Raw genomic sequence first — 25,374 nt, forward strand, 5'->3', positions numbered from 1 at the left:
GTGACCTCAGCCTTCAGGTTCAGGTCTAAGGGTGACTTAATGCAAATTGGCGGAACTGCGTGAACAAGGTGCGGCTCCGTGTCGACGGCAAAGGCCGCCCCAAGCGGAGCGGCCCTCGCTGTAATACAACAACGCCGTCAAGCAAGCTTCGAGGAGCTTAGTTCGCGTCCTTCAGTTCATTGGAAATCTGCATGAACTTGTTGTTCAGGGTGTTGCCGAGGGTGCCCGCGCCAACGATGATGGCCAGAGCGATGAGGGCGGCGATCAGACCGTATTCGATGGCGGTCGCGCCGGATTCGTCCTTCACAAAGCGGGAAAAAAGCTTCGACATTTTGAGATCCTTCACTCCACGTGTTTTACAGCACTTCCGTCAACTTTTCTGGTGGTTGATCGGATGGCTGCAATCTATGGAGAAGCTCTTTCAATGCGCTTAATAAACAGCCTTACCGAATTGTTTCGCTGGCTCGTCGACCCGCGTGGTTAACCATGGGCTAAATAAAGAATTGTCATAAAATGATAAATCAGCGCGTTTGTGCAAACATTTCAAGCATACCGCCGCTGCCGACTGAGAACATTGAAACGTCGTCCCCTTGACGTCATTGCGGAGCTTAACGCTCCGTTCACCAATATCGTTCATTTTCGGTTGAGAACCTGTGCCGCCCGGAGAACGCAATGGCCGTCACCAAGAATTGCCTGCAGATGCTCGGCCTGCTGGGAGCACTCGCCATCGGCGCTGTCCTGCCGGCGAAAGCCGATGACGGCATTCAGGTGGTGATGAATCAGGCCAAGATCGTCAAGCTGGCGCGTGCCGCGGACACCATCGTGGTCGGCAATCCCAACATCGCCGACGCGGCGGTGCAGGATTCGACCACCATCGTGCTGACGGGCAAGGGATTCGGCGTGACCAACCTTGTCGTGCTCGATGCCGAGGGCACGCCGATCGTCGACGAGCAGATCACTGTGGCACGGCAGACGGCATCGTCCCTGCGCATATACCGGCGCGCGGACATACAGACGCTGTCCTGCACGCCGTTCTGCGAGAGCTCTTACAAATCCGATGCCGAACGCACGTCCGAGGCAGAGACAAGCGCCGCGCAATAAGGGGGGCCGGGCGTCGATTAAGTGCCTCGCCCGCTACTGCCTTTCTTGAAATGGAAAATACGGCCTCGCCGGAGGTTACGCGGCCGTAAATCTATCCGGAGCGATTTTAGCGATCGGCAAAACGGGACCGCAATGGTTTCGCTCTAAAGTCTCCGGCAATGAAGAATCGTATGGGCAACAAAGCGATGAGCGCCGCTCCGCAGACCGACGACGTCCGCGACAAGAGGATTTTCGCGGGGCTGTTCCGGCGGTTCTTGGTGGATGCGCGGGGCGCAACCGCGGTCGAATTCGCCATGCTCGCGCTTCCCTTCTCAGTGATGCTTTTCGTCATTCTTGAAAGCTGCATTTCGTTCGCCGGATCTCAGGTTCTCGCCAATGCAGCGGACGACGTTGCCCGGCAATTGCGAACGGGCCAGATCAGAACCATAGACGAGACGACCCTCAAGCAGAAAGTCTGCGATCAGATCGCAATCATCGTCGCCAACAATTGCCCTGGCCTATACGTGGACTTACGCAATTTCACCACCTTCGCCAGCGCGCAAACGGTCAAGAAGTACATGCTATCCGAAGACCTTAACAAGAACGATTTTAAGGTCGAACTGGGCGGTCCGCAGACAATAAACATGCTTCGTCTATACTATAAATGGCCGCTGATTACCGACAACATCAGCGAGCTCCTTCAGAACGGCAAAGAAGGAAAAACCGTGCATTTCGCCGCTGTCATCTGGAAGAACGAGCCTTTCAACAACTAGATTCGGCAAGGCTCCTCGCTGGGAAGATGGAAAAACAGGCAATGGCGATGAAAATGGGCGACATACGCCGGCCAGCACTGAGTATGTTCCGCGCATTCAAAAGGCTGCTGGAGGACAGACGTGGTGTCGGCGCCGTTGAATTCGCGATGATCGCGCCGATCATGTTCATAATGTATTTCGTAACGATCGAAGCGTCGCAGGCGATCACCACCAACAAGAAGGTCGGGCGTATCGCAAGCATGGTCGCCGACCTGGTCACCCAGCAGCAGGACACGGTCACAGCCGTCGAGGCCGATGCGATCATGCAGATCGGCCAGTCGATCATCCAGCCCTATTCGCGCAGCCAGCCGACCATCAGCATAACGGCGATCGAGATCACGCCTGCCAATCCGGCTTCCCAGGTAAGGGTTGCGTGGTCGCGCAGGCAGGCCGGCTCGGGCACAGGATGTCCGCCGCTGCCGGCCCTGCCGCAGGCGGGCTCGCCGGCAACCGTCCCTACAGCGTTGAACATCCCCGGCACATTTCTGATCCGGGTGGAAACCGATCTGTGCTACAAGCCGATGATCTTCTGGAATGACAGCCAGGAGAACGCGCTGGGCTTCGCCGCGGCATTCAACGACTTTCCGATGCACGAGACTTATTACAATCGCCCGCGCATGGGTACGACGATCGTCTGCACCGGCTGCTGACTTCCAGGCGCAGCCTGCAGAAACGGACCGCGTTACAACACCATAGCAGCCGTTTCAGTATCCTGCCTGCCTGTCCACCAGCTCGCGCAACGGCTCGCCACGGTCATGCGCATCCATCTGCGCAAGCATTGGCGGCACGAGGAAATTCGGGTCCGAGGTGGCCGCCGCGTGCGGCGTCACGAACACTTTGGGATGCGTCCAGAGCGGGCTGGTCTTCGGCAGCGGCTCAACCTCGAACACGTCGAGGCTGGCTTCCTTCAAGGTCCCGTCCTCCAGTGCCCGCAGGATGTCGTCGTCCTTCTGCAGCCTGCCTCGCCCGGCATTGATCAGCACAGCGCCGCCCAGGCCGTTGCGCCTGCGCAGTTCCTTCAAGAGGCTGTAGTCGACGATACCTCTGGTCGCAGCGGTCAGAGGCAGCAGAACGACCAGTATGTCCGTAGCGTTGAGGAACGGCCGCAGCCCGGCATCGCCGGCGAACGTGACGACGCCGTCCACGGGACGCTCCGACCGGCTCCAACCGTTGACGCGGAATCCGAGACCGAGAAGCGCGCGGGCGGCGGCGCGACCAAGATTGCCCAGCCCCATGATGCCGACCGAAATATCGTTGGCAGTCCGCTGCGGTGGTTCACGCCAGATCTTCTTCTTCTGCTGCGCCTGATACAGCATGCCGAAGCGATGATGGTCGAGCACGCGCCAGACGACATATTCCGTCATGTGCTGCGCCAGGTTCTCATCGACGACGCGGACGATCGGAACGTCGGGGACCGTGCGATCGGCAAGAATATGGTCGACGCCGGCGCCGATCGAAAAGACAGCCTTCAGATTGGGAAGGTTGGAGAGGATGTTCGCCGGCTGCTTCCACACGACGGCGTAGGTGATCGAGGGATCGGCCGGTCCGTCAGGCTCCAGCACGACGTCCCGGTTCGCCGACAACAGTTCGTGCCAGCGCTGCGGGTTGAACCCCGTCACCGAGAGCAGCACCTTGCCCTTTTCCATTCGGTCATTCCTCCTGCCGGACCCGATTAGTATCCAACAGGGATATCGCGCAAGAGGCGAAAGTATCCGCCACCACTCATTCGCTGACGGTGCCGGTCGGGGCCGTCTCGATGCGGAAGGCGGCTGAGATCAGCGCGCGGGTATAATCCGTCCGAGGGCGTTCGAATATCTCGGTTGCGGGACCATGCTCGACGATCCGGCCGTTGCGCATGACGATCACCTCATTGGCGAGCGCCCTTATGACCTTCAGATCGTGGCTTATGAACAGGTAGGCGAGGTCGTGCTTGGCCTGGAGCGCACGCAGGAGGTCGACGACCTGCGCCTGCACGCTCATGTCGAGCGCCGATGTCGGCTCGTCCAGCATGACGAAGCGCGGCTTGAGAACCATGGCGCGGGCAATGGCGATGCGCTGGCGCTGGCCGCCGGAGAATTCGTGCGGATAGCGGAAACGAGTTTCCGGGTCGAGGCCGACTTCCTGGAGCACGTCGACCACACGAGTGTCCCTGGCGTCGGCCGTGAGGCCCGGCTCGTGAATGGTCAGTCCCTCCTCGATGATCTCCGACACCGACATTCTGGGACTGAGCGAGCCATAGGGGTCCTGGAAGACGATCTGCAATTCACGTCGCAACGGCCGCATCTCGCGGAAAGAAAGCCGGTTGATGTCTCGCCCCTCGAAACGGATGCCACCTTGCGAGGAAATCATCCGGCAGAGCGCAAGGCCGAGCGTGGTCTTGCCCGATCCGGATTCGCCGACTACGCCCACCGTCTGGCCGGCGCGCACGTCGATGTCGATGCCGTCTACGGCCTTAACGTGATCGACGGTGCGCCGGAAAAACCCCTGCTTGATCGGGAACCAGACTTTTACGCCGTCGCCAGTCATCACGGTCTTGGCGCTGGGGTCCGCGGCCGGCGGACGGCCCTTCGGCTCGGCGGCGAGCAGATGGCGGGTATATTCGTGCTGCGGGTTGGTGAAGATATCCCCGGTCGGGCCGGTCTCGACGATCTTGCCCTTGGTCATCACGCAGACCCGGTCGGCAATCTTGCGGACGATACCCAGATCATGGGTGATGAACAGCATCGACATGCCGTTCTTCTGCTTCAGCCCGGCCAACAGTTCGAGAATCTGCGCCTGCACGGTGACGTCCAGCGCCGTCGTCGGCTCGTCGGCGATCAGCAGTTGCGGCTCGTTGGCCAGCGCCATGGCGATCATCACGCGCTGGCGCTGGCCGCCCGACAATTGATGCGGATAGGCGCCGAGGCGCTTTTCCGGATCACGAATGCCCACCTCGCGCAGCAGGGCCAGCGTGCGCTCCCGCGCCTGGCGATCGCGCATTCCCTGGTGCAGCGACAATATCTCGACGATCTGCTGCTCGATCGTATGCAGCGGATTGAGCGAGGTCATCGGCTCCTGGAAGATCATGGTGATCTTGTTGCCGCGCACCTTGCGCAACCCGTCCTCGTCCTTGGCCAGCAGGTCTTCGCCGTTGAACAGGATCTGACCGGAGGGGTGGCTGGCCGGCGGATAGGGCAGGAGCTTCAGGACCGACAGGGCCGTGACGGACTTTCCCGATCCGGATTCGCCCACCAGCGCCACCGTCTCGCCCTTGGCGATGTCGAAGGAGATGTGGTCGACCGCGGTGGAGGTCCGACCGCCCTGGGTGAACGCCACGGACAGGTCGCGCACGGAAAGCAAAGGCGCGCCGCTCATTTGAAGGTCTTCCGAGGGTCGAAGGCATCGCGCACCGCCTCGCCGACAAAGATCAGCAGCGACAGCATGATCGAGATCACGAAGAAACCGGAGAGGCCGAGCCATGGCGCATTCAGATTGCGCTGTCCCTGGCGCAACAGTTCACCGAGAGATGCCGAGCCCGGCGGAAGGCCGAAGCCCAGGAAATCCAGCGAGGTCAGAGTGGTGATCGAGCCGTTGAGGATGAAGGGCAGGAAGGTCAGCGTCGCCACCATGGCGTTGGGCAGCAGGTGCCGGAAGATGATCGTCCGGTTCGGCACGCCAAGCGCGCGCGCCGCATTCACATATTCGAAGTTGCGGGCGCGCAAAAACTCGGCGCGTACCACGCCGACGAAGGCCGTCCACGAGAACAAGAGCATCAGGCCGAGCAGGATGAAGAAGCCCGGCGGCAGGATCGCCGAGATGATCAGCAGCAGGTAAAGCACTGGGATTGCCGACCATATCTCAATGACGCGCTGCAGGATGAGATCCAGCCAGCCGCCGTAATAACCCTGGACCGCGCCACCGGAGACGCCGACGATCGCCGCTCCCGCCGTCAGCAGCAGTCCGAACAGCACCGAGATGCGGAAGCCATAGATGACACGCGAAAGGACGTCGCGCGCCTGGTCGTCTGTGCCCAGCCAGTTCCAGTTGCCGATCGTGCAGTTCTCGTCGTCGACGCCTTGCGGATAGCGCGAGCAGCGCTCCTCCTTCGAGTAAAGCCAGGATGGCTTGGCGGGCGCTGCCTCCGGTATCTCGTTGTTGACCGTCCGGTAGGAGTAACGGATCGGCGGCCATATCATCCAGCCATTGGCCTTGATCTCGTCCTGGATGACCGGGTCGCGGTAATCCGTGACCGCCAGGAAGCCGCCGAACATCTCCTCCGGATAATCGACCGCGACCGGGAACAGTATCTCACCCTTGTAGGAGATCATCACTGGACGGTCGTTGGCGATCAGTTCAGCGAATAGCGACAACACGAACAGGACGAGGAATATCCAGAGCGACCAGTAGCCGCGCCGGTTGGCCTTGAAATTCTGCCAGCGGCGCTGGTTCAGCGGTGATACCCATGGCCGCTTGGTGCGCGCAACCGGCACAGTTTCGGCAGGGGCGAGAGCGTCCACCATCAGACGTCCCTCGTCTCGAAGTCGATGCGCGGATCGATCCAGGTGTAGGTGAGGTCGGAGATCAGCGAGACGATGAGGCCGATCAGCGAGAAGATGTAGAGGTTTGCGAACACCACCGGATAGTCGCGGTCGAGCACGGATCGGAAGCCGAGTTGTCCGAGGCCGTCCAGCGAAAAGATGTTCTCGATCAGCAGCGAACCGGTAAAGAAGGCGGAGATGAAGGCACCGGGAAAACCGGCGATGACGATCAGCATGGCGTTGCGGAAAACGTGGCCGTAGAGCACGCGCCGCTCCGACAGGCCTTTCGCCCGCGCCGTCACCACATATTGCTTGCGGATCTCATCGAGGAAGGAATTCTTGGTGAGCAGCGTGGTGGTCGCGAAGGCCGACAGCACCATGGCAATCAGCGGCAGCGTTATGTGCCAGAAATAGTCGAGGATTCTCGCCGGCCAGGACAGTTGCTCCCAATTGTCCGAGGTCAGCCCGCGCAATGGGAACCAGTCGAAGAACGAGCCTCCGGCGAACAGCACCATCAGCAGGATGGCAAAGAGGAAGCCGGGAATCGCATAGCCGATGATAACGATGCCGCTCGTCCACATGTCGAAGGTAGAGCCGTCACGCACCGCCTTGCTGATCCCAAGCGGAATGGAGATCAGGTAGGACAGAAGCGTGATCCACAGGCCGAGCGAGATCGATACCGGCATCTTCTCGATGATCAGGTCGAGCACCGAAATGTCGCGGAAATAACTCTCGCCGAAGTCGAAGCGGGCATAGTTCCACAGCATCATGCCGAAGCGCTCGAGCGGCGGCTTGTCGAAGCCGAACTGCTTTTCCAGCTTGGCGATGAATTCGGGATCGAGGCCCTGCGCGCCGCGGTATTTCGACGTGGCCTCGCCACCGGCGTCGAAATTGCCGGCGCCGCTGAGATCGCCTCCCCCGCCTCCGGAGATACGGTCCATGGAATCGCCGCCCTGCCCCGTCAGCCGGGCGATGACCTGCTCGACAGGCCCACCGGGCGCGAACTGGATCACCAGGAAGGAAATAGCCATGATGCCGAACAGCGTCGGCACCATCAGCAGGATGCGTCGGAGGATATAGGCGCCCATCCGTCAGATCCGCCTTTTCCGCGCGCAGGGCGTCGCGCCGCCCCTAGGCAAGCAGCACCTAACGCGCAACGCTACGACAAAAATGTCAGGCTTTCCCAATTGCCGCCGCCTTGTCCTCGTCGTACCACCATAGCGCCTCGACCGGGAATCCGTAGTCCGGCTTCGGCTCCTTGAAGCCGAACATGTCCCAGAACGCCGCGCGGTGATTCGCCGAATACCAGTTTGGAATCCAGTCCTGCCGCGCGCGCAAGACCCGATCCAGCGCCCGCATGGCGACGATCAGACTTTTGCGGTCCGCAGCCTTGCCGACCGCCGCAATAAGCGCGTCGACGGCGGGGTCGGCGGTGCCTGGAAGGTTGCGCGACGAAGGGACATTGGCGGCGCGCGAATGGAAGATCGTCTCCATGTCGTCCATGGTCGGCGTCGCGTTGAACGACAAGGCCATCATCACCATGTCGAAATCGAAATCCGACTGCCGCGCCTGGAACTGCGCCGTGTCGACGATGCGGATCGAGGCGTCGATGCCGATGGCCCGCATGTTCTCGACCCAGGGCGCGAGGATGCGTGTGAGCGAATCGTCGTCGTCGAGGAGTTCAACCGCCAGCGTCTCACCCTTGTCGTCGACCAAAAGCGAGCCGGAGCGTTTCCAACCGGCCTCCGCGAGCAATCGGGACGCCGCTCCCAGCAGCTTGCGGTCACGGCCCGATGCGTTCGACACCGGCTGGATGACCGCCTCGCCGAACACCTCCGGCTGCAGCTTGTCGCGCAGCGGTTCGAGCAGCGCCAGTTCCTCCGGGGACGGCATGCCCTCGGCCATGTAGTCAGAGCGCTGGAAGCAGGATTGCGAGCGCTCGTAGAGGTCGTAGAAGAGGTTGCGCTTCGTCCATTCGAAGTCGAAGCACATGCCGATGGCGCGGCGCACACGCACGTCCTGGAATCGTGGGCGCCGCAAATTGATCGCCATCGCCTGCATGGACGGTCGCTTCTCGCTGGGAAATTCGCGCTTGACCACCTTGCCCTGCGCGATTGCGGGGAAATCATACGCCGTCGCCCAGGTGCGCGAGGTGAATTCCTGGCGGTAGCGGACGTCGCCTTTCTTCAACGCCTCGAATGAAACCTGCCGGTCCCTGTAGAACTCGATGCGCAGCCGGTCGAAATTGTAGACGCCGCGATTGACCGCGAGGTCCTTGCCCCAATAGTCCGGCACACGCTCATATTCGATCGTCTGACCGGCGACGACGCGGCCCACCTTGTAAGGCCCGGAGCCGAGCGGCGCCTTCAGGCCGGCGCTGTCGAACTTGTTCTGAGTGAAATAAGCCTTCGACAGGATCGGGAAGGTCACCACGTTGAGCACGGTTCGCTCGGAGTGTTTGCCCGAGAAGGTCAGCCGCAGCCTGCGCGCGTCGAGGGCGACCGCGTCGGTCATCTCCGTCAGCGTCAGCAACAGGTCGGGATGTCCGTCCTGCTTGTACAGCCTGAAGGTGAAGGCGGCATCCTCGGCCGTGATCGGCGAGCCGTCATGGAAGCGCGCTTCCGGCCGCAACGAGAATTCGAAGCTGTTTCGGTCCCCGGAGATCGTGACGCTCTCGGCCAGCAATCCGTAGACGGCGTCCGGTTCGTCGAGCGCCGTCGTCGATTTGTTGGTCATCAGCGAATCGTAACACATCTCCATACGCGGTGGCGCATCGCCGCGCGCAACGAAGCTGTTCAGCGTGTTGAAGGTCTGGACGTTCTGGTTGTAGACCCAGTTGGGCGGCTGGAAGTTGAACGTGCCGCCCTTCTGCGCATTCGGATTGACGTAGTCGAAGTGCTTGAAATCCGCGGGATATTTGAGATCGCCAAAGGCCGACAGCCCATACAGCGGGGTGCCCGTCGGGCTGGCCGCGAAGACAGCCTTCGGCAGCAGGGGCACCGCGAGCGCTGCCCCCGCGCCGGCGAGGAACTCCCGGCGGGAAGCGCGCATCAGTTCACGCCCTTGTATTTCGCCGCCAGCGCCTTTTCCTTGTCGGGGTCGATCCACCAGGATTCCGAGTCAAAACCAGCATATGACGGCTGCTTTTCCGGAATACCGAATTTGTTCCAGTATCCGACCCGTGCAACTGGAAGATTCCACTGGAGAACGGAATAGTAGTTCCACAAAAGAACGCGATCGAGCGCATGTGTGGCAGCAATCAGATCGGCTCTGTCCGACGCGAAAATTACCCTGTCGATCAACGCATCCACAATTGGATCCTTGATGCCCAGATAGTTGCGCGAATCGGGACGGTCCGCAGCCGCAGAACTCCAGAAGTCCCGCTGCTCGTTCCCGGGAGACAGCGATTGAGCGGAACCAATCAACGCAAGAGCATCGTAATCGAATGACCTCACTCGGCTGATGTATTGACTGGTGTCGACAACGCGCAGCGATGCATCGATGCCAAGCCGCCGCAGGTTCTCGATAAATGGATTGGTCGTCCTCTCATCGTTTGGATCGTCCCCTAGGAATTCGATCTTGAACTGCTTGCCGGTCTTTTCGTTCACGAGTTTGCCGTTGCGATTGATCCATCCAGCCTCCTTGAACAACTCGAATGCATGCTTCAGATTTTCGCGTGTGGATTGCTGCGTATAGACTGGCAGCTTGAACTCCTGGGTAAAAAGTTCTGGCGGCAATTTGTCCCTGTAAGCCTCGAGAATCTCGAGTTCCTTGCCCTGCGGTATCCCACTTGAGGCGAGTTCTCCACCTTCAAAATAGCTGCTGGTCCGCTTGTAGGAATTGTAGAACACGGTCCTGTTCATGCTTTCAAAATCAAAGGCCCAGGTGAGAGCCTCGCGCACACGGCGATCCTTGAATTGCTCTCTACGATTGTTCAGAGCATAAAACTGTGCGGGCTTGGGCGACGTAGAAGCAAACTCCTTCTTGATAACGTCCCCATCCTTGACGGCCGGGAAATTGTAGTCGACTGCCCAGCGCTTCGCACTGTTTTCTGCTCGTATGTCGTCGTAGCCACCTTTTGTGAAGGCAAGCCAAGCAGCATTCTGATCACCGAAGTAGATATATCTCTGGCGATCAAAATTATGGCGCCCGACGTTGGCGCCGATATCCGCCGCCCAGTAGTCTGGAACCCTCGCCCATATGATCTCGGAACCAGGCTTGAAACTTTCGATCCGATAGGGACCAGAGCCGAGCGGTGGCTCTAAGGTTGGCCGTGAAATGTCCCGCTTCTTGCCTTGAGCATCGGTCCCCTCCCACCAGTGTTTCGGCAAAACAGCGAGATCGCCCATAATGTGCGGAAGTTCGCGATTGCCTTTTTGATCGAACCGGAATTCGACTTCATGGTCCGATAACGCGACGGCGTCGACAACATTGGCATAATACTTGTTGTAGAGCGCGTTGACCTCCTTGAGGGTCTTCAGCGACCAAACCACGTCCTCTGCGGTGATCGGCGTGCCGTCATGCCACCTAGCTCGCGGGTTTATCCGATAAGTGGCAGAAGAATAGTCATCAGGATATTTGAATGCCTCCGCTATCATGGGATAGCTGGTACTCGGCTCGTCAATGGACTGAACCATCAACGTGTCATAGAGCAAGCCACCATAGCTACCTATGCCAGCCGCCGGTGTTCCAGAAACGCTGAACGGATTGAAACTGTCAAAGGTGCCGAGCGCCGCCGAATTGATGGTGCCACCTTTCGGCGCATCCGGATTGACGTAGTCGTACCGCTTGAAGTCGTTCCCGTATTTGGACTCTCCGAACAAGGTGGAAGTCCCGCGCCATTCCTGGGCCTGTCCCGCTGTCACTGCCATCAGCAGCGCAGCCAGCGCCGGAACCAGTTTCCCCGCAAACGGCAACACCTTCATCGGCAATCTCCAACTCGTCTTCCGTTCAAATCTAGTCCTCGCGGCACGGATGGAAACCATCGCGCCCCGCATCGAAAGTCTTGATAGCAAAAAAGCCGGGCAGAACCCGGCTTTTTCGTGATTTCGAGAATTACAAATTCGTCATTGAGCAGGTGCGGGCTCCGCCGGCTTCGGCGCGGCCTCGGCGGGCGCGGGGGCAGCACCCTCTGCGGGCTTGGCGGCTCCAGCCGGAGCAGGCGGGGTGCCCTCGGCGGGCTTGGCCGCAGGATCCGCCGGCTTCGCGGCGTCCGCGGGGGCCGATGCATTCTCGGCGGCGGGAGCGGCCGGCGCGGCCGAAGCCTCGGGCAGCGGGGCCGGGCTGTCGGCGGTGGTGCGCAGATAGGCAATCACGTCAGCGCGATCCTGGGCCTTCTTCAGGCCGGCGAAACCCATGGCCGTGCCCTTCACCAGGCCCTTCGGCGAGGTCAGGAAATGGTCGAGATGCTCATAATCCCAAACCACCTTGCCGTCCTGCGAGAACTCCTTCATCCCCGCCGAATAAGCGAAGCCGGCATGCGAGGCGACCGGGCGGTTGATCACACCCCACAGGTTCGGGCCAACCTTGTTGGCGCCGCCGCTGTCGTCCGTGTGGCAGGCGGCGCACTTCTTGAACACAGCGGCGCCCGCCTCCGCGTTGGCTGTAGCCAGCAGCGGCAGGACCGATTCCGGGGCGGCCGCCTCGCCGCCACCAGCGGCCGGCGCTTCCTCGGTAGCCTCAATTATGAAACCGGGCTTTTCCGGCACGGGAGCCGCGAATATCGCATCCGAAATCAGCGAGATCGAAAATACGACGAAGACCGCCCCCAGCAATCCGCCGATCAGCTTGTTGAATTCGAAAGAGTCCATCCGCTCCAGGCTCCTGATCTGCCCCTCTCGGCCGTGCATTTCCGGCACGCGGGCACGATGCCGCGACCGGGAAGCCGCCCGGTCAGGTCGGGCGGAAACTAGGTCTTTTGCTTGGTCGTTGCAACTCCTATAAGGGCGCTCGCCGTGAGACCTTTTGACACTTTGGACAGCCCTTTCGCCCCGCCCCGCAAATCATGACCAATCTCATTCTCATCCCCGCCCGCATGGCCTCGACCCGCCTGCCGGGCAAACCGCTCGCCGACATCGCCGGCACGCCGATGATCGTGCATGTCGCGATGCGCGCCGCCGAAAGCGGGCTCGGCCGCGTCGTGGTGGCGACGGACACGCAAGCCGTGGCGAAATCAGTCCGCGCGCACGGCTTCGAAGCGGTGATGACGCGCGTCGATCACGAATCCGGCTCCGACCGCATTTTCGAGGCGCTGTCGACCCTCGATCCGAACGGCCACGTCGATGTCGTCATCAACGTCCAGGGCGACCTGCCGACCATCGAACCGGCGACAATCGCCGCCGCGCTCTCGCCGTTGGAAGACCCTGCCGTCGACATCGGAACGCTGGGCGTCGAGATCGTTCGCGACGAAGAGCGCACCAATCCGAACGTCGTCAAGATCGTCGGCTCGGCTCAGCCCTCCGCGCGGCTGCGAGCGCTGTATTTCACCCGCGCCACCGCGCCATGGGGCGAGGGGCCGCACTATCACCACATAGGGCTCTACGCCTATCGCCGCGCAGCCCTCGCCCGTTTCGTCTCACTGCCGCCTTCGCCGCTGGAAAAGCGCGAAAAACTGGAACAGTTGCGGGCGCTGGAAGCCGGCATGCGCATCGACGCGGCAATCGTCGGCGCCGTTCCGCTCGGCGTCGACACCCCGCACGACCTCGAACGGGCGCGCGAAGTCCTTAGCCCGAAAGTTTGACAATGGCAGACAAGACCAACCGCATCTCGTTCCAGGGCGAGCCCGGCGCCAATTCCGACACCGCCTGCCGCAATATGTTCCCGGACATGGAGCCGCTGCCCTGCCCTACCTTCGAGGATGCCTTCAGCGCGGTGGAGACCGGCAAGGCCGACCTCGCCATGATCCCCATCGAGAACACGATCGCCGGCCGCGTCGCCGACATCCATCACCTCCTGCCGGAATCGAAGCTGCACATCGTCGGCGAGTATTTTCTACCGATCCATTTCCAGTTGATGGTGCTGCCGGGCGTGTCGCGCAAGGAAATCAAGACGGTCCACAGCCACATCCACGCCCTCGGCCAGTGCCGCAAATACATCCGCAAGAACGGCTGGAAGCCGACGGTCGCCGGCGACACCGCGGGTGCTGCGAAACTCATCGCCCAGATCGGCGACCGCAGCATGGCAGCCCTTGCGCCCAGGCTCGCCGCCGGCCTCTACGGGCTCGACATTCTGGAAGAGAATGTCGAGGACACCGACAGCAATGTGACGCGGTTCGTCGTGCTGACAAAAAGCAAGCAGTGGGTCGAGCGCGCTTCGCCCGACGCGCGCATGATGACGACCTTCATCTTTCGCGTCCGCAACGTGCCGGCCGCGCTCTACAAGGCGATGGGCGGCTTCGCCACCAACGGCGTCAACATGACCAAGCTGGAGAGCTACCAGCTCGGCGCCTTCACCGCGACGCTGTTCTACGCCGACATCGAGGGTCATCCCGACGACGTGAGCGTCAAGAACGCACTCGACGAGCTGCGGTTCTTCTCCAAGGAGATGCGAATCCTCGGCGTCTATCCGCGCAGCGATTCGCGCGAGGAATGGAACGTCGCGGACTGATCCGACCTCCGGAAGAGGTTTCCTCTTCCGGAGGTGCGCCTTCAGCCCAGCGGCTCGTAATCGATCTCCAGAAATTTCTCGACCTCCGGCATCCAGCGGTCGCGCACGAAGGCGACATGGAACGGATGATTGTTGTAGCCGGAATAGGCGGCCTGGCCGGCGAACTCCATCGAGAAGCCGAAGCGAAAATCGTTCTTCGGGCTGACCTGCCGTAACTGCTCGAATTTTTTCACACCGGGTATGTCGGCGAGTTTCTTCGCCTCGTCGAGGAATTCCTGCTCTTCGACCGATCCCGGCTTGTGCCTGAGTGTGAACACGACGGTATGGCGGATCATGCGTTTTTCCTTCTGCGTAGGAACAAGTCTATGGGTTTTCAGCCCAGAAGCGGATGAGGTGGTGGGCGATCGCGCCGGACGGCGGAACGAAGACGCCGCCCTCATGGCTCTTGGCGAGCGCGGCGAGTACCTCGTCGCGCGAAAACCAGCGGCAATCCTCAAGCTCCGCCTCGTCGCGCCGGATGTCCTCGTTCAGCGCCTCGCCGAAGCAGCCGATCATCAGCGAATAGGGGAAAGGCCAGGGCTGGCTGGCGTGGTAGATGACGCGGCCCAGCCGGATGCCGGATTCCTCCAGCGTCTCGCGGCGCACCGCCGCCTCGATCGTCTCGCCGGGTTCGATGAAGCCGGCCAGCGCCGAATACATGCCCGGCGCGAAATGCGCCCCGCGCCCGAGCAGGCATTTTTCCCGCGTCACCGTCAGCATGATGGCGACCGGGTCGGTGCGCGGAAAATGCTCCGCACCGCAATTTGGACAGTGCCGCTTGTAGCCGCCGATACGGACTTCGGTCTTATGGCCGCATCGGCCACAGAACTGGTGGCTGGCGTGCCAGGCGAGCAGGGAAGCGGCCTGCGCCAGCGCGCCGATTTCGGGGGGGCCGAGCAGGCCCTGGGTGTAAACCGAGCGATAGTCGATCGCCTTGATCGTTTCCGGCAGTTGCTCGGGATCGACGCCGGCCGTGGCCGCCAGAACCGGGCCATGCTCGTCGACGCCAAGCAGAATCGCCTCCGCCGCCCCGGCACCGAGGGCCTCCGCCTCGGGCCAAGCGAAATAAGTGTCGAAGCCGCTGCCGTTCAGCTTCAGATACGAACGGCCGCCCCGCACCAGCAGGATGCGCGCGGCCGGATTGGCAAGCGCCACGGGAACGACAGCGTCGCTGCGCTTTTCGGCCTGGCGATCGATAAGATTGCCAGCGAAACCGACGAACTGGCTGGGTTCGCGCTCGGGCGCGTCAAAAAGGCGGAAGGTCATGACTGAAACGGAGTGAATCGAGGGACCTTCACTCTACAGCGCCGCCCTCACCTTGTCGATGAAACTGTACTTGTCGTCCGCCTTGTAGGGCTCGCGCTGGCCGAAACCCCAGACTGGCCCCGGCCAGCCCGGATCACCTTCGGAACGGGCAATGACATGGACATGCAACTGACGCACGATGTTGCCCAGCGCGCCCGAATTAATCTTCGTGCAGCCGGTCGCGCGCTTGAGGCCCTGCGCCACCATGTTGGTCTCGAAGGTCAGCATCGCCTGATCCAGGGGAGTGAGATCGTGCACTTCCTCGATGCCCGGACGCTGGGGAATGAGCAGCAGCCAGGGCCAGCGCCGGTCGTTCATCAAGCGAAGCTCGCACAGGCCGAGCCACATCAACGACACGCTGTCGGCTTCCAGCCGCGCGTCGAGCTCGAATCCGGCCTTGAGGCCAGGCAGCATCGGCGTTTCCTCTTTGGTTTTGGAGAAAGCTAGATGCAGCGCCGCGCGGCTGCAAGCGAATGATTGCCAAGCACACCGGCAAAACATCGCGCGACATTGCCGGTCGATCCCTGCCCCCAGCTTCCGACCGCGACCGGGGCATGTCGACATTAATTTTCGTCCCGGTGCTTAACCGGTCATAGATGTCGTGATAGAGGGCTGAAACGTTTCCGTACCATGCTGGCCTGCGGGAGATAAGGAGGATTTCAGAGTGCCGAAGACGAACATGCCTCCGGCGCCCGACGCGAAAGAGGGATTGCTGCTGAACCGCCTCCTTTTCGAGAGGAAAGGGGACGAATTCATCGATGCATTCGCGGCATTGGTTCGCACTGAAGGATGGATCATCGGCGATGAATCGCTGCTTCACCTTCTTCAAGTAGCGCGATCCGTCCGGGCTTCCGCAAACCTGCCATTCCCGCAAACCCATCCATTGGACGACGTAGCCGAAGACCGTTAGACGGGTTGTTGAGGCGACATGCGCCTCGTCCGCCGCGGAGGCTCATTTGCCCCGATCAGAGGCTATCCGAATGCCGGAAGGCCAATGGCAGGTGCTTGAACGAACGGGACGCGAGCCGCGCAGCATGTCGGCCGATTCCAGGCAGGCCATCTCGATCAGATGGGCGAGCATATCGCAGCGCTCCGCCTCCACGATCGTCTTCAGTTCCCGCAGCATCGAATGAACGTGGAGCAGTTTGTCTCGGGTATCGCGGCCAACAGGCGTGTTCACTTTAATACCTTCAACACTTCGGCTTCCATTTTCGGTCCCGAACCTGTGGCGAGGTACGCCGGCCTGCACGATCCGGCGTCATCCCGGCGGATCAAAGCCGACGCAGCAACGCCCCAGGCGTTTTTTGCGCCGCGATGATCGGTGTACGTCTTCGGATAACGCTTGATGACCAAAAAAGCGGTTTCACATTTCATTCGACCAAGTCACATTCGAACGAATACGAATATATTGCGTAATTCTTGCCGATTTTGATCCGCCACAGAAGTTCGCCTCTCTTGCCGAACCGGCGATCAGCCGACTCTATAGGCATGCGATATGTAACATCCCTATCTTTCTTTGGAACAATTGTTGCAATTGCACGAAAGTACAATTTGCTGGACAGTACCTATTTCAATTGCAGCGAATTTTACACCGGCATAGGCAAAAGTTTTTTTTGCATATCGCAAATATTTATAGGCAGTCACGGCAATACGATCCCCGCGATCGGCGTCCACGCGCAGGCCTGTTGCGCGTTCGGTAAATTTGACCACGGTGGATCAGCCACTTCTTAACCATCCACCGACAGACGGATAAGACCTGGCAGCGGGGACTGGTAGACGCTCATCGTTCTTTCGGGCTACAACCTCCGATAGTCAGATGAGCCTGATTCAAGGTTGCATCTGCGTTTCGACCGTCGACGACAATTGCAGGAGGATATCATGGCCACCTTCACCGGCAGCAACAGCGCCGAAGTCTTGCCCGATCTCATCATCGGTCCGGTCCAGGGCATCGGCAACGACTTCGTCGACGCGCTCGGCGGCGACGACATGGCGATCGGCTGGTCGGGCGATGACGTGATCCGCGGCGGGGCCGGCGCGGATGTGATCATCGGTGGCCTGGTCAATGCCGCTGGCATCATAACTCCTTCAGGCATTGACGCGGCGGACTACACGACATCCGTGGACGGCATCACCATCGACCTGTCAGTGACGGTCAGCCTCACTTTGCCGATGCATGGCATCAACCTCCAACTCACCAATGCCTCGCAAGGTTTCGGCGGTGATGCCCAGGGCGACTGGATCAAGGACATTACCAACCTGATCGGCTCCAATACCGGGGGCGACAATCTCTCGGGCACCTCGGGCGCGAACACCTTTAACGGCCAGGGGGGAAACGACATCCTCAACGGCAATGGCGGCAACGACATCCTGCTTGGCGGCGCCGGCGACGACGTGTTGATCGGCGGCAGCGGCGCCGACTCCCTGCAGGGTGGCGCCGGCACGTCGGATACGGCGGACTATTCCGGTTCCGCCTCCCCGGTAACCGTCAACCTCACCTCCGGCACCGGCAGCGACGGCGATGCCCAGGGTGATACGCTTACCGGCATCGAGCGGCTGATCGGATCGGCCGGCAACGACACTCTGATCGGATCGGCCGGCGACAACACGCTCATCGGCGGTGCGGGAGCCGATACTCTCACCGGCAATGGCGGCACAGATACTGTCGACTATTCCGGTTCGTCCGCAGCCGTGAATATCAACCTCGTCGCCGGCACAGGCACGGGAGGCGACGCCCAAGGCGACATGCTGGTAGGTACTACCAACGCCATCGGCTCGGCTTTCGGCGACGTGCTGACCGGCATTGGAACAGGCACGCTCGAAGGCCGTGACGGCAACGACGTGCTCGCCGGTGCGACCACGCTGGACGGCGGGACAGGTAACGACACCTTGCTCGGCGGCGCGGCGGCCGAGATCCTGAACGGCGGGGCCGACAGAGACACTGTGAGCTATGCCGCTTCCTCGGCTGGCGTGACCGTCGATCTCGGTCTGGCGGGGCCGCAGGTTTCGACCGGCGATGCTTCCGGGGACACGCTCACGGGCATCGAAAACCTGAGAGGCTCGATCTTCGCCGACGTGCTGACCGGCGATGCCGGCGACAACATTCTCAACGACGGCGGCGTCGGCGGGTCCGACACGCTGACCGGAGGCGGCGGCAATGACAGCTATTCGGTCTACAATGCCAGCGCGACCATCGTCGAGATTGCGGGCGAAGGCGCCGACCGCGTCAGCGCCGGGGTGAACTTCGTGCTGGCCAGCGGCGTCAGTGCCGAATATCTCAACACCACCTCGCTTCAGGCCACCTATGCGGTCAACCTGACCGGCAACGAGCTTGCGCAACTGGTGCGCGGCAATGACGGCGCCAATGTGCTCGACGGCGCGGGCGGCAACGATGTGCTGTGGGGCATGGGCGGGACGGACACCTTCCGCTTCTCCAGCGCGCTCGGCGCCGGCAATGTCGACCGCATCGGCGACTTCACCGTCGGCGAAGACCTGATCGAACTGGATGATTCGATCTTCTCGGCGCTTGGCCTGGGGACGCTGGACGCCTCGGCGTTCAAGGACAACGCGATTGCGCCGCGCGATGCCGACGACCGGATCTTCTACAATTCGAACACGGGTTCGCTGTTCTACGACGCCGACGGCACAGGCACGGATTTCGCTGCCGTGAAGTTCGCCACGCTCGCTCCCGGCCTCGCCCTCACGGCCGCCGATTTCGTGGTGATCTGAGAAGTATTTTTCGGTCGGCAAACCAGGCGGGCGTTGTTGCAACAATCGTCGGGCCCGACGCTTCTCGGACGAAAACATTTCGGTCGAAAGGCCGAAATGGCGGTCGGTTGTTCCTTTGTGACGGGGAGCGAAGCTGCGCTGAGGCGGCGCTTCCTCAAGGTTCCGGCAGCACCGCATCCCGGACCGGGAGGCGGTCGAGCGGGATGGCGTGATCTCCCTTGCGCATATCCCTTGGCGTCATTCCGAACTGCGCCCGGAAGCAGCGATTGAAGTAGGACACGTCGTTGAAGCCGGACTGCCTTGCGATGTCGCCGATGCCGACGAGGTGGTAGCGAGGGTCCGAGAGCATGGAGACGGCAAGGCCGAGGCGCAGTTCCATCACGATCCGCGAAAAGACGAGGCCGCGTTCCTCCAGAAGCTTGTGCAGATAGCTTTCGGAAACATGGACGCGCGCTGCGAGCGCAGCCGGCCCCAACGAGGGCTCGGCGAAACTGTTCTGGATCTCGGTGAGGATCGAACGCAGGCGAGCGGCACGCAGGCCCCGGTCGCGCGCCCGCTCGGCAGCTTCCGCCGTCGGCTGCAGGCCCATGATGATGAGGTCGAGCAGATGTTCTCCGGTCTTGGCGGCAAGCAGTGGGTCGGAGAAGTCGGCTTCCGAATTGTAGATGGAATCGATGTAGATGCCGAGCAACCGCATGGCGTTGGCGTCTACATTGAGGATCGGCGGCGACGACAGCGCGCGTACGCGCTGCGTGTTCCTCAGCGCCGCGCGCGGCACCACGATGTCGTAGTCGACACCGTTGGAATTGGCGTAGACGTTGCTGATCTTGCCATTGTCGATCAGCGTATAGCTGTTCGGCTGCTGGATGACGTCGACATCGCCCTGGATGAGCCGGTAGGAGCCGGAAAGCGCCACGCAGAGCCCGTAGTCGTCGCGTCCGTCCGAGAGATGGCGGCCAAGCCGGGCCCAGTGGGCAGCGCTGCAATCGCCGCGATTGACCTTCAGCGGACCGAGCGAAAGCGTCTCCAGCCGCCCGTAGAATGGCGTGTTGGTCGAGACGTTGAAGTCGAAAGTGGCGAAGGTGCGCGACAGATGGTCGGTCCACGCATCGAGCCGGTCGGCGGGCGCGTAGGCGCTGGTATCGAATACCAGCGTGCCGCGCGGTATAGGCGGCTTGCTTGCGGCTCGCTCGCGTTTCGGGTTCATCCCGCAACGGCCTCGCAGGCGCCTTCGCCTGCCGCGCGACGGCTACGGACACGGAAGGTCCTCGGGCGTTTCATACGGTCCGTCACGCTCTGCCGGCGCGAATGGCGCCCGGTGCGTCGCCGAAGCGGGCGCGGAAGGCCCGGTTGAAATAAGACAGGTCGTTGAACCCGCAATCGTAGGCGATCTGGCCGATACGCAGATGGTCGTTGCGGTAGTCGCCCAGCAGATCACGCGCCCGCTTCAGCCGCAGTTCCATCACCAGTTTGCTGAACACCAGCCCGCGCTCCTCCAGCAACTGAAACAGGTAGCGTGGCGAGATGTTGATGGCGGCGGCGACCGATTGCGGACAGATCGCCGGATCGCGGAACCGCCTGTTGATCTCGCCGAGCACGGCGCCAAGGCGCGCCGCCTTCAGGCCGCGGTTGCCCGCCTCATGCGCCGCGTCACGAGAGGGCGAAAGGCCGAGTATCGCCAGGTCGAGCAGATGATCCCCGACCTTCCGCGAGATGATGGGATCGGACAGATCCTGCGCCGCCGCGAAGATCGAGGTGACGTAGGCGCGCAGCAGGCGCAGCGGCTGGGAGGCGCTGTCGATGGCGGTCTCGGCGCTCACGTCGCGGCCGCGCTGACTCGTGTCGACGGCGGCGCGCGGGACGACGATCTGGTAGTCGGCGCCGCTGGTGTCGACCATGCATTCGCTCGGTCGGGCCTTGTCGATCAGAACGAACTCGCCCGGCCGGCGCACGATGTCGGCGGCGCCCTGTGTCAGCCGATAGCCTGAATCGATCGACATGCACAGATTGTAGTTGTCGTGGCCGTCCACGAGGTGGTTGACCCGCCGGCTCCAGCGGCCGCCCGAGCAATCGACCCGGTTGATGCGGATCGGGCCGATGTCCATCGACACGACCGCCCCGTAGAACGGCTCGTCATTGTTCGGGAAATAGTCGAACTCCGCCAGCCGGTCCGACATGAAATCGCGCCAGGCGCGAAGCCGGACAGCCGGCGTGGCCGCGGTCACGGCATCGAAAACGACCGCGCCTCGCGGCACCGGCGGCGCGGAAACCGACTGAACTGCAAGTTGGGCCATGGCCAAACTCCCTCTGGCGCGACCTTGAACCTATTCCGGGCGAATTCAAGTCGAATCCGGGCGCAATGCATCCCAATCCAAGAACTGTGCGCGCCAGTCCAAATTCTCCGCACCACAAGCCTGTTGGAACGCATCCCGCTCCAAGACCGTGACCCGCCCTTGCTCCTATCTTCCGCGCCATCGCCCGTTCCTCAACCGGACAGGGCCCAACATAGGAGCAAAGACAATGGCACTGACCATCACTCATATAATGGAAAGCGTGAAGACGGAATTCACGGCGAGCGGCTGGAGCAACGGCACGCAAATGGCGCCTGACGTGCTCGCGCTCAGCAATGGCGGCTTCGTCGTCGCCTACAACAACGGCAGCCTGAGCAACGGCTTCATGATGCTCGACTTCTACGACGCCAACCACAACCTCGTCGCCTCCGCGCAAGGCCCCTATGCGGGCGTGCATACCGACGCGATCGGCGAGCCGTCCCTGATCGAACTTGCCAACGGCAACGTGGCGGTCGTCTGGGACGACAACAATGACGAGCAGCAGGATGCCGGCATCCAGGTCTCGATCTTTTCGCCGGCGGGCAGTCTCATCGTCCAGGAGAAGCACATCTCCTTCGAGAGCGTGAACTATACCGGCGTCGACGTCACCGCGCTCAGCAACGGCAACTTCGTCGTCAGCAGCGGCTATGCCGGCAACTTCAACAACATCAGCTTCAAGATCCTCGACAGCTCGGGCAACGAGGTCAAGGGCTTCACCCAGGTGAACACCAGCGACGACGGCACCCAGAAGGGTTCGCAGGTCACAGCGCTCGACAGCGGCGGCTTCGCGGTAGGCTGGATCACCGACACCGGCAACGGCTTCCCCGATGTCACCGCGCGCGTCTACAACGCCGCCGGCACCGCGCTGAAGACGATCTCGCTCTCCACCAGCGCGACCGACTTCGCGATGGTCGGCCTGAAGGACGGGGGCTTCGCGGTTGTCCTCGACGATATATCCAACACGCAGGACTTCTCGCTGAAGATCGTCAAGGCGGACGGCACGGTGGTCCCGTCGACGTCGACGATCGGCTGGGACCCTGCCAACCACCCCGGCAGCCAGCCGGACATCACCCAGCTCGACAGCGGCCACATCCTGGTGACCTGGACACGCGAATACAGCGCTACCGACAAGGATATCTACGGCGCCCTGTTCGACGCCAACGGCGAACATGTGCAGGTCAACGGCCAGTGGGAGTTCGTCATGGCCAACACCGGCATGGACGAGATCAAGTCGGCGATCGATGGCTTCGCCGACAGCTCGGTGATCACCGCCTGGCAGGACGAGTCCGGGACTTCGATCTCCGCCCGCATCGACGCCTTCGTCAACATCGTCAAGGGTGACAACGCCGCCGACACCTATACCGGCGACGGCCTGCGCGACGAGATCGAAGGCGGCGGCGGCAAGGACACGCTGTCCGGCGCCGGCGGCGACGACTACATCGACGGCGGCTCGGGCAACGACATCCTGAACGGCGGCGGCGGTCACGACACGATCTACGGCGGGCTGGACAACGACATCATCTTCGGCGCGGTGGGCGACGACTCCTCGACCTGGATGGAAGGCGACCAGTTGAGCGGCGAGGACGGCGACGACACCATCCTCGGCTTCTGGGGCGACGACCTGATCGACGGCGGCACCGGCAAGGACACGATCAATGCACAGGACGGCGACGACGTCATCTACATCGAGAAGGGCGACGTGGTCGCCGGCGAAGCGATCGACGGCGGCAACGGCGACGACGTGCTCCACCTCGCCGCCAGCAACGTCAGCTCGATCGTCAGCATCTCGGGTGCCGCGCTGTACAACATCGAGAAGGTCGAACTGGGCGGCGCGTTCAGCGAGCCGACCACCTTCGTGATGGATGCGGACCAGTTCTGGGGCCCGAACGAGACGATGACGATCGACGGGCTGAACAACCAGAAGGACCAGATCATCATCAACATGGGTGCGTCAACCAACGCCAACCTGTTCCTGCTGGACATGCAGCTGTCCGTGTTCCCCGGCAAGGAAGACAGCGTCTACATCGTCGGCGACGGCGACGCCGAGACGATCCGCGGCACGCAATGGGCCGAGACGATCAGCGGCAACGGCGGCGCCGACAAGCTTTATGCCAGCAACGGCGACAAGCTCTATGGCGGCGACGGCGACGACACGCTGTTCGATGCCAACGGCCATGTCGCCTTCGACGGCGGCAAAGATATAGATACCGTCAGCTATGCCTATCACGGAGCGGTAAAGGCCTATCTGGACGGACTGGCGGTGAACAATGGGGACGCCTCGGCAGACAGCTTTGTGTCGATCGAGAATCTGATCGGCTCGGCCAAGGACGACTCTCTCGGCGGCACCTCCGGCGTGAACGTTCTCGACGGCGGGCTGGGCAACGACATTCTCTATGGCGGCGACGGCGGCGACACGCTGATCGGCGGCGAGGGCATCGACACGGCGCATTATTCCGGCGCGGATGCCGGCGTGATCGCCAGCCTGGCGAACCCGGCGATCAACGCCGGATTTGCCAAGGGTGACAGCTACGTCTCGATCGAGAACCTCAGCGGTTCGAAGTATGACGACGCGCTGAACGGTGACAACGCCGTCAACACCATCCGGGGCGGCTACGGCGACGACCGCATCAAGGGCTATGGCGGCAACGACATCCTGTTCGGCGACGCCGGCGCGGACAAGTTCATCTTCAACTCGGCGCTCGACGCCGCGACGAACGTGGACACCGTCGCCGACTTCGATGCGGCCGAGGACACGATCCAGCTCGACGACGCGATCTTCACGGCGCTGAAATCGCTCGGTGTGCTCGATGCGTCCTTCTTCCGGGCCAATGCGACCGGGCTGCCGGCCGATGCCAACGACTACATCGTCTACGAGACCGACACCGGCAAGCTGTTCTACGACGCGGACGGCAACGGCGCGAACTTCGCCGGCGTGCAGTTCGCCACCTTGACAGGCTTGCCCAGCATCACCGCGGCCGATTTCGAGGTGATCTGAATGTAAGCTTCTTGGGATTGTCCATTCGGTCCGAAAGGAAAAGCCAAGCCATTGGAGTCTCGGCTGTCCTCAAGGACCGAATGGACATTCACGGCAATGCGGGTCGACGCCACTGCGCCGAATAGGCTCGCGTCGCCGGCGAAAACGGCTTTCCGGAGCCGAGGCGACGCGAGCCTTTACGGTTTGATCGGACGGCTTATGACCAGGCGGAGCATTCGGCGTGATGGACCGCTTTCGCGGTCGACAACAACCCGAATGCAAGCCCAAGCATAATCCTCGGGGCAGCAGGAAGGGTGAGACGTTGGTGCTTCAAGCGCAGAGGCCCAATGAGCGACAACGCCGGACGGCCTCGCATCGACAAGAAAAACGGCCCCCACCTTGGTAGAGATACGCGCATTGACCACGCGCTGCACGTCAGCGTCGGTAGTCATCTCGGATCGTCCTTGCGATTGTAGCGAAGGTGATTTGAACGATCGGTGAAACTTGCGACGCAACCAGGGCCGAATTCAGAAAGCGGGCTTGATCGGCCGCAACGAATGAATATCGCTGATGTACGAACTGCAATCGAGCGCGGTGACATTGCCAACGATGTCATGGCGAGGTGGATCGCGCTCGCCGCTACGCAATTCATCGCCGATGACGATATCGGAGAGCGACTTCGCGATGAGTTGATCGAAGCGATCGACGATCCGCCTGCGGCGTTCAAGATTCTTGACCGCATCGAAGCCGCGAACACGAAGACATCCAAACCCTAGAAGTCTGCCGAATTGCCCATCGCCCTTGAAGGTTCTCCGGGCTTAGCAGTTCGCAGCGGCTTTGAGGATGCCCGAATGAAGGGCCGAGAACGCAACAGCAATGGCGGCGCTGACGCTTGGCAATGGATCGGCCGTAACATGTTGAAATTCAACGATAAGAAAAAATTGCGTTTTAACGGCCCCTTAAATCGCCGCATTTAGTCTCCACCC

24 protein-coding genes are annotated in these 25,374 nt (G+C 61.6%); 10 read left to right on the top strand and 14 right to left on the bottom strand.

Translation table 11 applies throughout. The features are described from left to right. Positions 1-157 precede the first annotated feature (157 nt). A complete protein-coding gene (locus ABMA59_RS30780; RefSeq protein ID WP_349009197.1) occupies positions 158-331 on the bottom strand; it encodes a Flp family type IVb pilin in 174 nt (57 codons plus the stop codon). A gap of 368 nt (positions 332-699) precedes the next feature. Here ABMA59_RS30780 and ABMA59_RS30785 point away from each other — a divergent pair, with 368 nt between their 5' ends. From ABMA59_RS30785 to ABMA59_RS30795, 3 genes are all read left to right on the top strand, one after another. Continuing rightward, entirely contained in the window at positions 700-1,101 is a 402-nt protein-coding gene (locus ABMA59_RS30785) for a pilus assembly protein N-terminal domain-containing protein (protein WP_425476012.1), read from the top strand. Between the two features lie 170 nt (positions 1,102-1,271). After that, complete coding sequence (locus ABMA59_RS30790; protein WP_349009199.1) at positions 1,272-1,853, top strand: TadE/TadG family type IV pilus assembly protein; 582 nt, start codon at positions 1,272-1,274, stop codon at positions 1,851-1,853. A gap of 41 nt (positions 1,854-1,894) precedes the next feature. Continuing rightward, on the top strand, positions 1,895-2,542 hold the full coding sequence (locus ABMA59_RS30795; protein WP_349009200.1) for a TadE/TadG family type IV pilus assembly protein: 648 nt from the start codon (positions 1,895-1,897) through the stop codon (positions 2,540-2,542). Positions 2,543-2,596: 54 nt separating this feature from the next. Here ABMA59_RS30795 and ABMA59_RS30800 read toward each other — a convergent pair whose 3' ends face one another. The 7 genes from ABMA59_RS30800 to ABMA59_RS30830 all read right to left on the bottom strand — a co-directional run bounded on the left by ABMA59_RS30800 (position 2,597) and on the right by ABMA59_RS30830 (position 12,219). Next, a complete protein-coding gene (locus tag ABMA59_RS30800; RefSeq protein ID WP_349009201.1) occupies positions 2,597-3,538 on the bottom strand; it encodes a 2-hydroxyacid dehydrogenase in 942 nt (313 codons plus the stop codon). 76 nt (positions 3,539-3,614) lie between these two features. Further along, positions 3,615-5,246: an ABC transporter ATP-binding protein gene (locus ABMA59_RS30805; RefSeq protein ID WP_349009202.1), complete on the bottom strand. Its 1,632-nt coding sequence runs from the start codon at positions 5,244-5,246 to the stop codon at positions 3,615-3,617. After that, positions 5,243-6,391, bottom strand: coding sequence for an ABC transporter permease (locus tag ABMA59_RS30810; RefSeq protein ID WP_349009203.1), 1,149 nt, complete (start codon positions 6,389-6,391; stop codon positions 5,243-5,245). The genes ABMA59_RS30805 and ABMA59_RS30810 overlap by 4 nt, the downstream gene beginning before the upstream one ends. After that, positions 6,391-7,497 (bottom strand): microcin C ABC transporter permease YejB, encoded by a 1,107-nt coding sequence (locus ABMA59_RS30815; protein WP_349009204.1) that lies wholly within the window; start codon positions 7,495-7,497, stop codon positions 6,391-6,393. The genes ABMA59_RS30810 and ABMA59_RS30815 overlap by 1 nt, the downstream gene beginning before the upstream one ends. An 85-nt stretch (positions 7,498-7,582) precedes the next feature. Beyond that, positions 7,583-9,460, bottom strand: a complete 1,878-nt coding sequence (locus ABMA59_RS30820; RefSeq protein WP_349009205.1) for an extracellular solute-binding protein — start codon at positions 9,458-9,460, stop codon at positions 7,583-7,585. Continuing rightward, positions 9,460-11,334, bottom strand: coding sequence for an extracellular solute-binding protein (locus tag ABMA59_RS30825; RefSeq protein WP_349009206.1), 1,875 nt, complete (start codon positions 11,332-11,334; stop codon positions 9,460-9,462). The genes ABMA59_RS30820 and ABMA59_RS30825 overlap by 1 nt, the downstream gene beginning before the upstream one ends. A gap of 141 nt (positions 11,335-11,475) precedes the next feature. After that, on the bottom strand, positions 11,476-12,219 hold the full coding sequence (locus ABMA59_RS30830; RefSeq protein WP_349009207.1) for a c-type cytochrome: 744 nt from the start codon (positions 12,217-12,219) through the stop codon (positions 11,476-11,478). Positions 12,220-12,413: 194 nt separating this feature from the next. Between ABMA59_RS30830 and ABMA59_RS30835 the strand changes: the two genes are divergently transcribed. Beyond that, complete coding sequence (locus tag ABMA59_RS30835) at positions 12,414-13,148, top strand: 3-deoxy-manno-octulosonate cytidylyltransferase (protein WP_349009208.1); 735 nt, start codon at positions 12,414-12,416, stop codon at positions 13,146-13,148. Between the two features lie 2 nt (positions 13,149-13,150). Continuing rightward, the gene (locus tag ABMA59_RS30840) at positions 13,151-14,014 is read left to right on the top strand and encodes a prephenate dehydratase (protein WP_349009209.1); all 864 of its coding nucleotides are present in this window, start codon (positions 13,151-13,153) and stop codon (positions 14,012-14,014) included. Between the two features lie 41 nt (positions 14,015-14,055). On the opposite strand, the gene ABMA59_RS30845 is transcribed toward ABMA59_RS30840, so the two are convergent. From ABMA59_RS30845 to ABMA59_RS30855, 3 genes are read right to left on the bottom strand one after another with little or no spacing between them, the layout of a single operon-like run. After that, positions 14,056-14,349, bottom strand: a complete 294-nt coding sequence (locus tag ABMA59_RS30845; RefSeq protein ID WP_349009210.1) for a Dabb family protein — start codon at positions 14,347-14,349, stop codon at positions 14,056-14,058. A gap of 28 nt (positions 14,350-14,377) precedes the next feature. Then, positions 14,378-15,319, bottom strand: a complete 942-nt coding sequence (nudC, locus tag ABMA59_RS30850; protein ID WP_349009211.1) for an NAD(+) diphosphatase — start codon at positions 15,317-15,319, stop codon at positions 14,378-14,380. A 33-nt stretch (positions 15,320-15,352) separates the two neighbouring features. Continuing rightward, a complete protein-coding gene (locus ABMA59_RS30855; RefSeq protein WP_349009212.1) occupies positions 15,353-15,772 on the bottom strand; it encodes an HIT domain-containing protein in 420 nt (139 codons plus the stop codon). Between the two features lie 250 nt (positions 15,773-16,022). Between ABMA59_RS30855 and ABMA59_RS30860 the strand changes: the two genes are divergently transcribed. Continuing rightward, complete coding sequence (locus ABMA59_RS30860) at positions 16,023-16,268, top strand: hypothetical protein (protein WP_349009213.1); 246 nt, start codon at positions 16,023-16,025, stop codon at positions 16,266-16,268. A gap of 42 nt (positions 16,269-16,310) precedes the next feature. On the opposite strand, the gene ABMA59_RS30865 is transcribed toward ABMA59_RS30860, so the two are convergent. Then, the gene (locus tag ABMA59_RS30865) at positions 16,311-16,607 is read right to left on the bottom strand and encodes a hypothetical protein (protein ID WP_349009214.1); all 297 of its coding nucleotides are present in this window, start codon (positions 16,605-16,607) and stop codon (positions 16,311-16,313) included. Between the two features lie 629 nt (positions 16,608-17,236). Here ABMA59_RS30865 and ABMA59_RS30870 point away from each other — a divergent pair. Next, on the top strand, positions 17,237-19,084 hold the full coding sequence (locus ABMA59_RS30870) for a beta strand repeat-containing protein (RefSeq protein ID WP_349009215.1): 1,848 nt from the start codon (positions 17,237-17,239) through the stop codon (positions 19,082-19,084). Positions 19,085-19,238: 154 nt separating this feature from the next. On the opposite strand, the gene ABMA59_RS30875 is transcribed toward ABMA59_RS30870, so the two are convergent. Together ABMA59_RS30875 and ABMA59_RS30880 are read right to left on the bottom strand one after the other, a co-directional pair. Then, the gene (locus ABMA59_RS30875) at positions 19,239-20,291 is read right to left on the bottom strand and encodes a helix-turn-helix domain-containing protein (protein ID WP_349009216.1); all 1,053 of its coding nucleotides are present in this window, start codon (positions 20,289-20,291) and stop codon (positions 19,239-19,241) included. Positions 20,292-20,373: 82 nt separating this feature from the next. Beyond that, on the bottom strand, positions 20,374-21,378 hold the full coding sequence (locus ABMA59_RS30880; RefSeq protein ID WP_349009217.1) for a helix-turn-helix domain-containing protein: 1,005 nt from the start codon (positions 21,376-21,378) through the stop codon (positions 20,374-20,376). Between the two features lie 226 nt (positions 21,379-21,604). On the opposite strand from ABMA59_RS30880, the gene ABMA59_RS30885 reads away from it, so the two are divergent. The 3 genes from ABMA59_RS30885 (at position 21,605) to ABMA59_RS30895 (ending at position 25,365) form a co-directional block, all read left to right on the top strand. Next, the gene (locus ABMA59_RS30885; protein WP_349009218.1) at positions 21,605-24,409 is read left to right on the top strand and encodes a calcium-binding protein; all 2,805 of its coding nucleotides are present in this window, start codon (positions 21,605-21,607) and stop codon (positions 24,407-24,409) included. A gap of 476 nt (positions 24,410-24,885) precedes the next feature. Then, on the top strand, positions 24,886-25,164 hold the full coding sequence (locus ABMA59_RS30890) for a hypothetical protein (RefSeq protein ID WP_349009219.1): 279 nt from the start codon (positions 24,886-24,888) through the stop codon (positions 25,162-25,164). 12 nt (positions 25,165-25,176) lie between these two features. Then, positions 25,177-25,365: a hypothetical protein gene (locus ABMA59_RS30895; RefSeq protein ID WP_349009220.1), complete on the top strand. Its 189-nt coding sequence runs from the start codon at positions 25,177-25,179 to the stop codon at positions 25,363-25,365. Positions 25,366-25,374: the final 9 nt, after the last annotated feature.

Source organism: Mesorhizobium yinganensis (assembly GCF_040081985.1).
GTDB classification, from domain to species: domain Bacteria; phylum Pseudomonadota; class Alphaproteobacteria; order Rhizobiales; family Rhizobiaceae; genus Kumtagia; species Kumtagia yinganensis.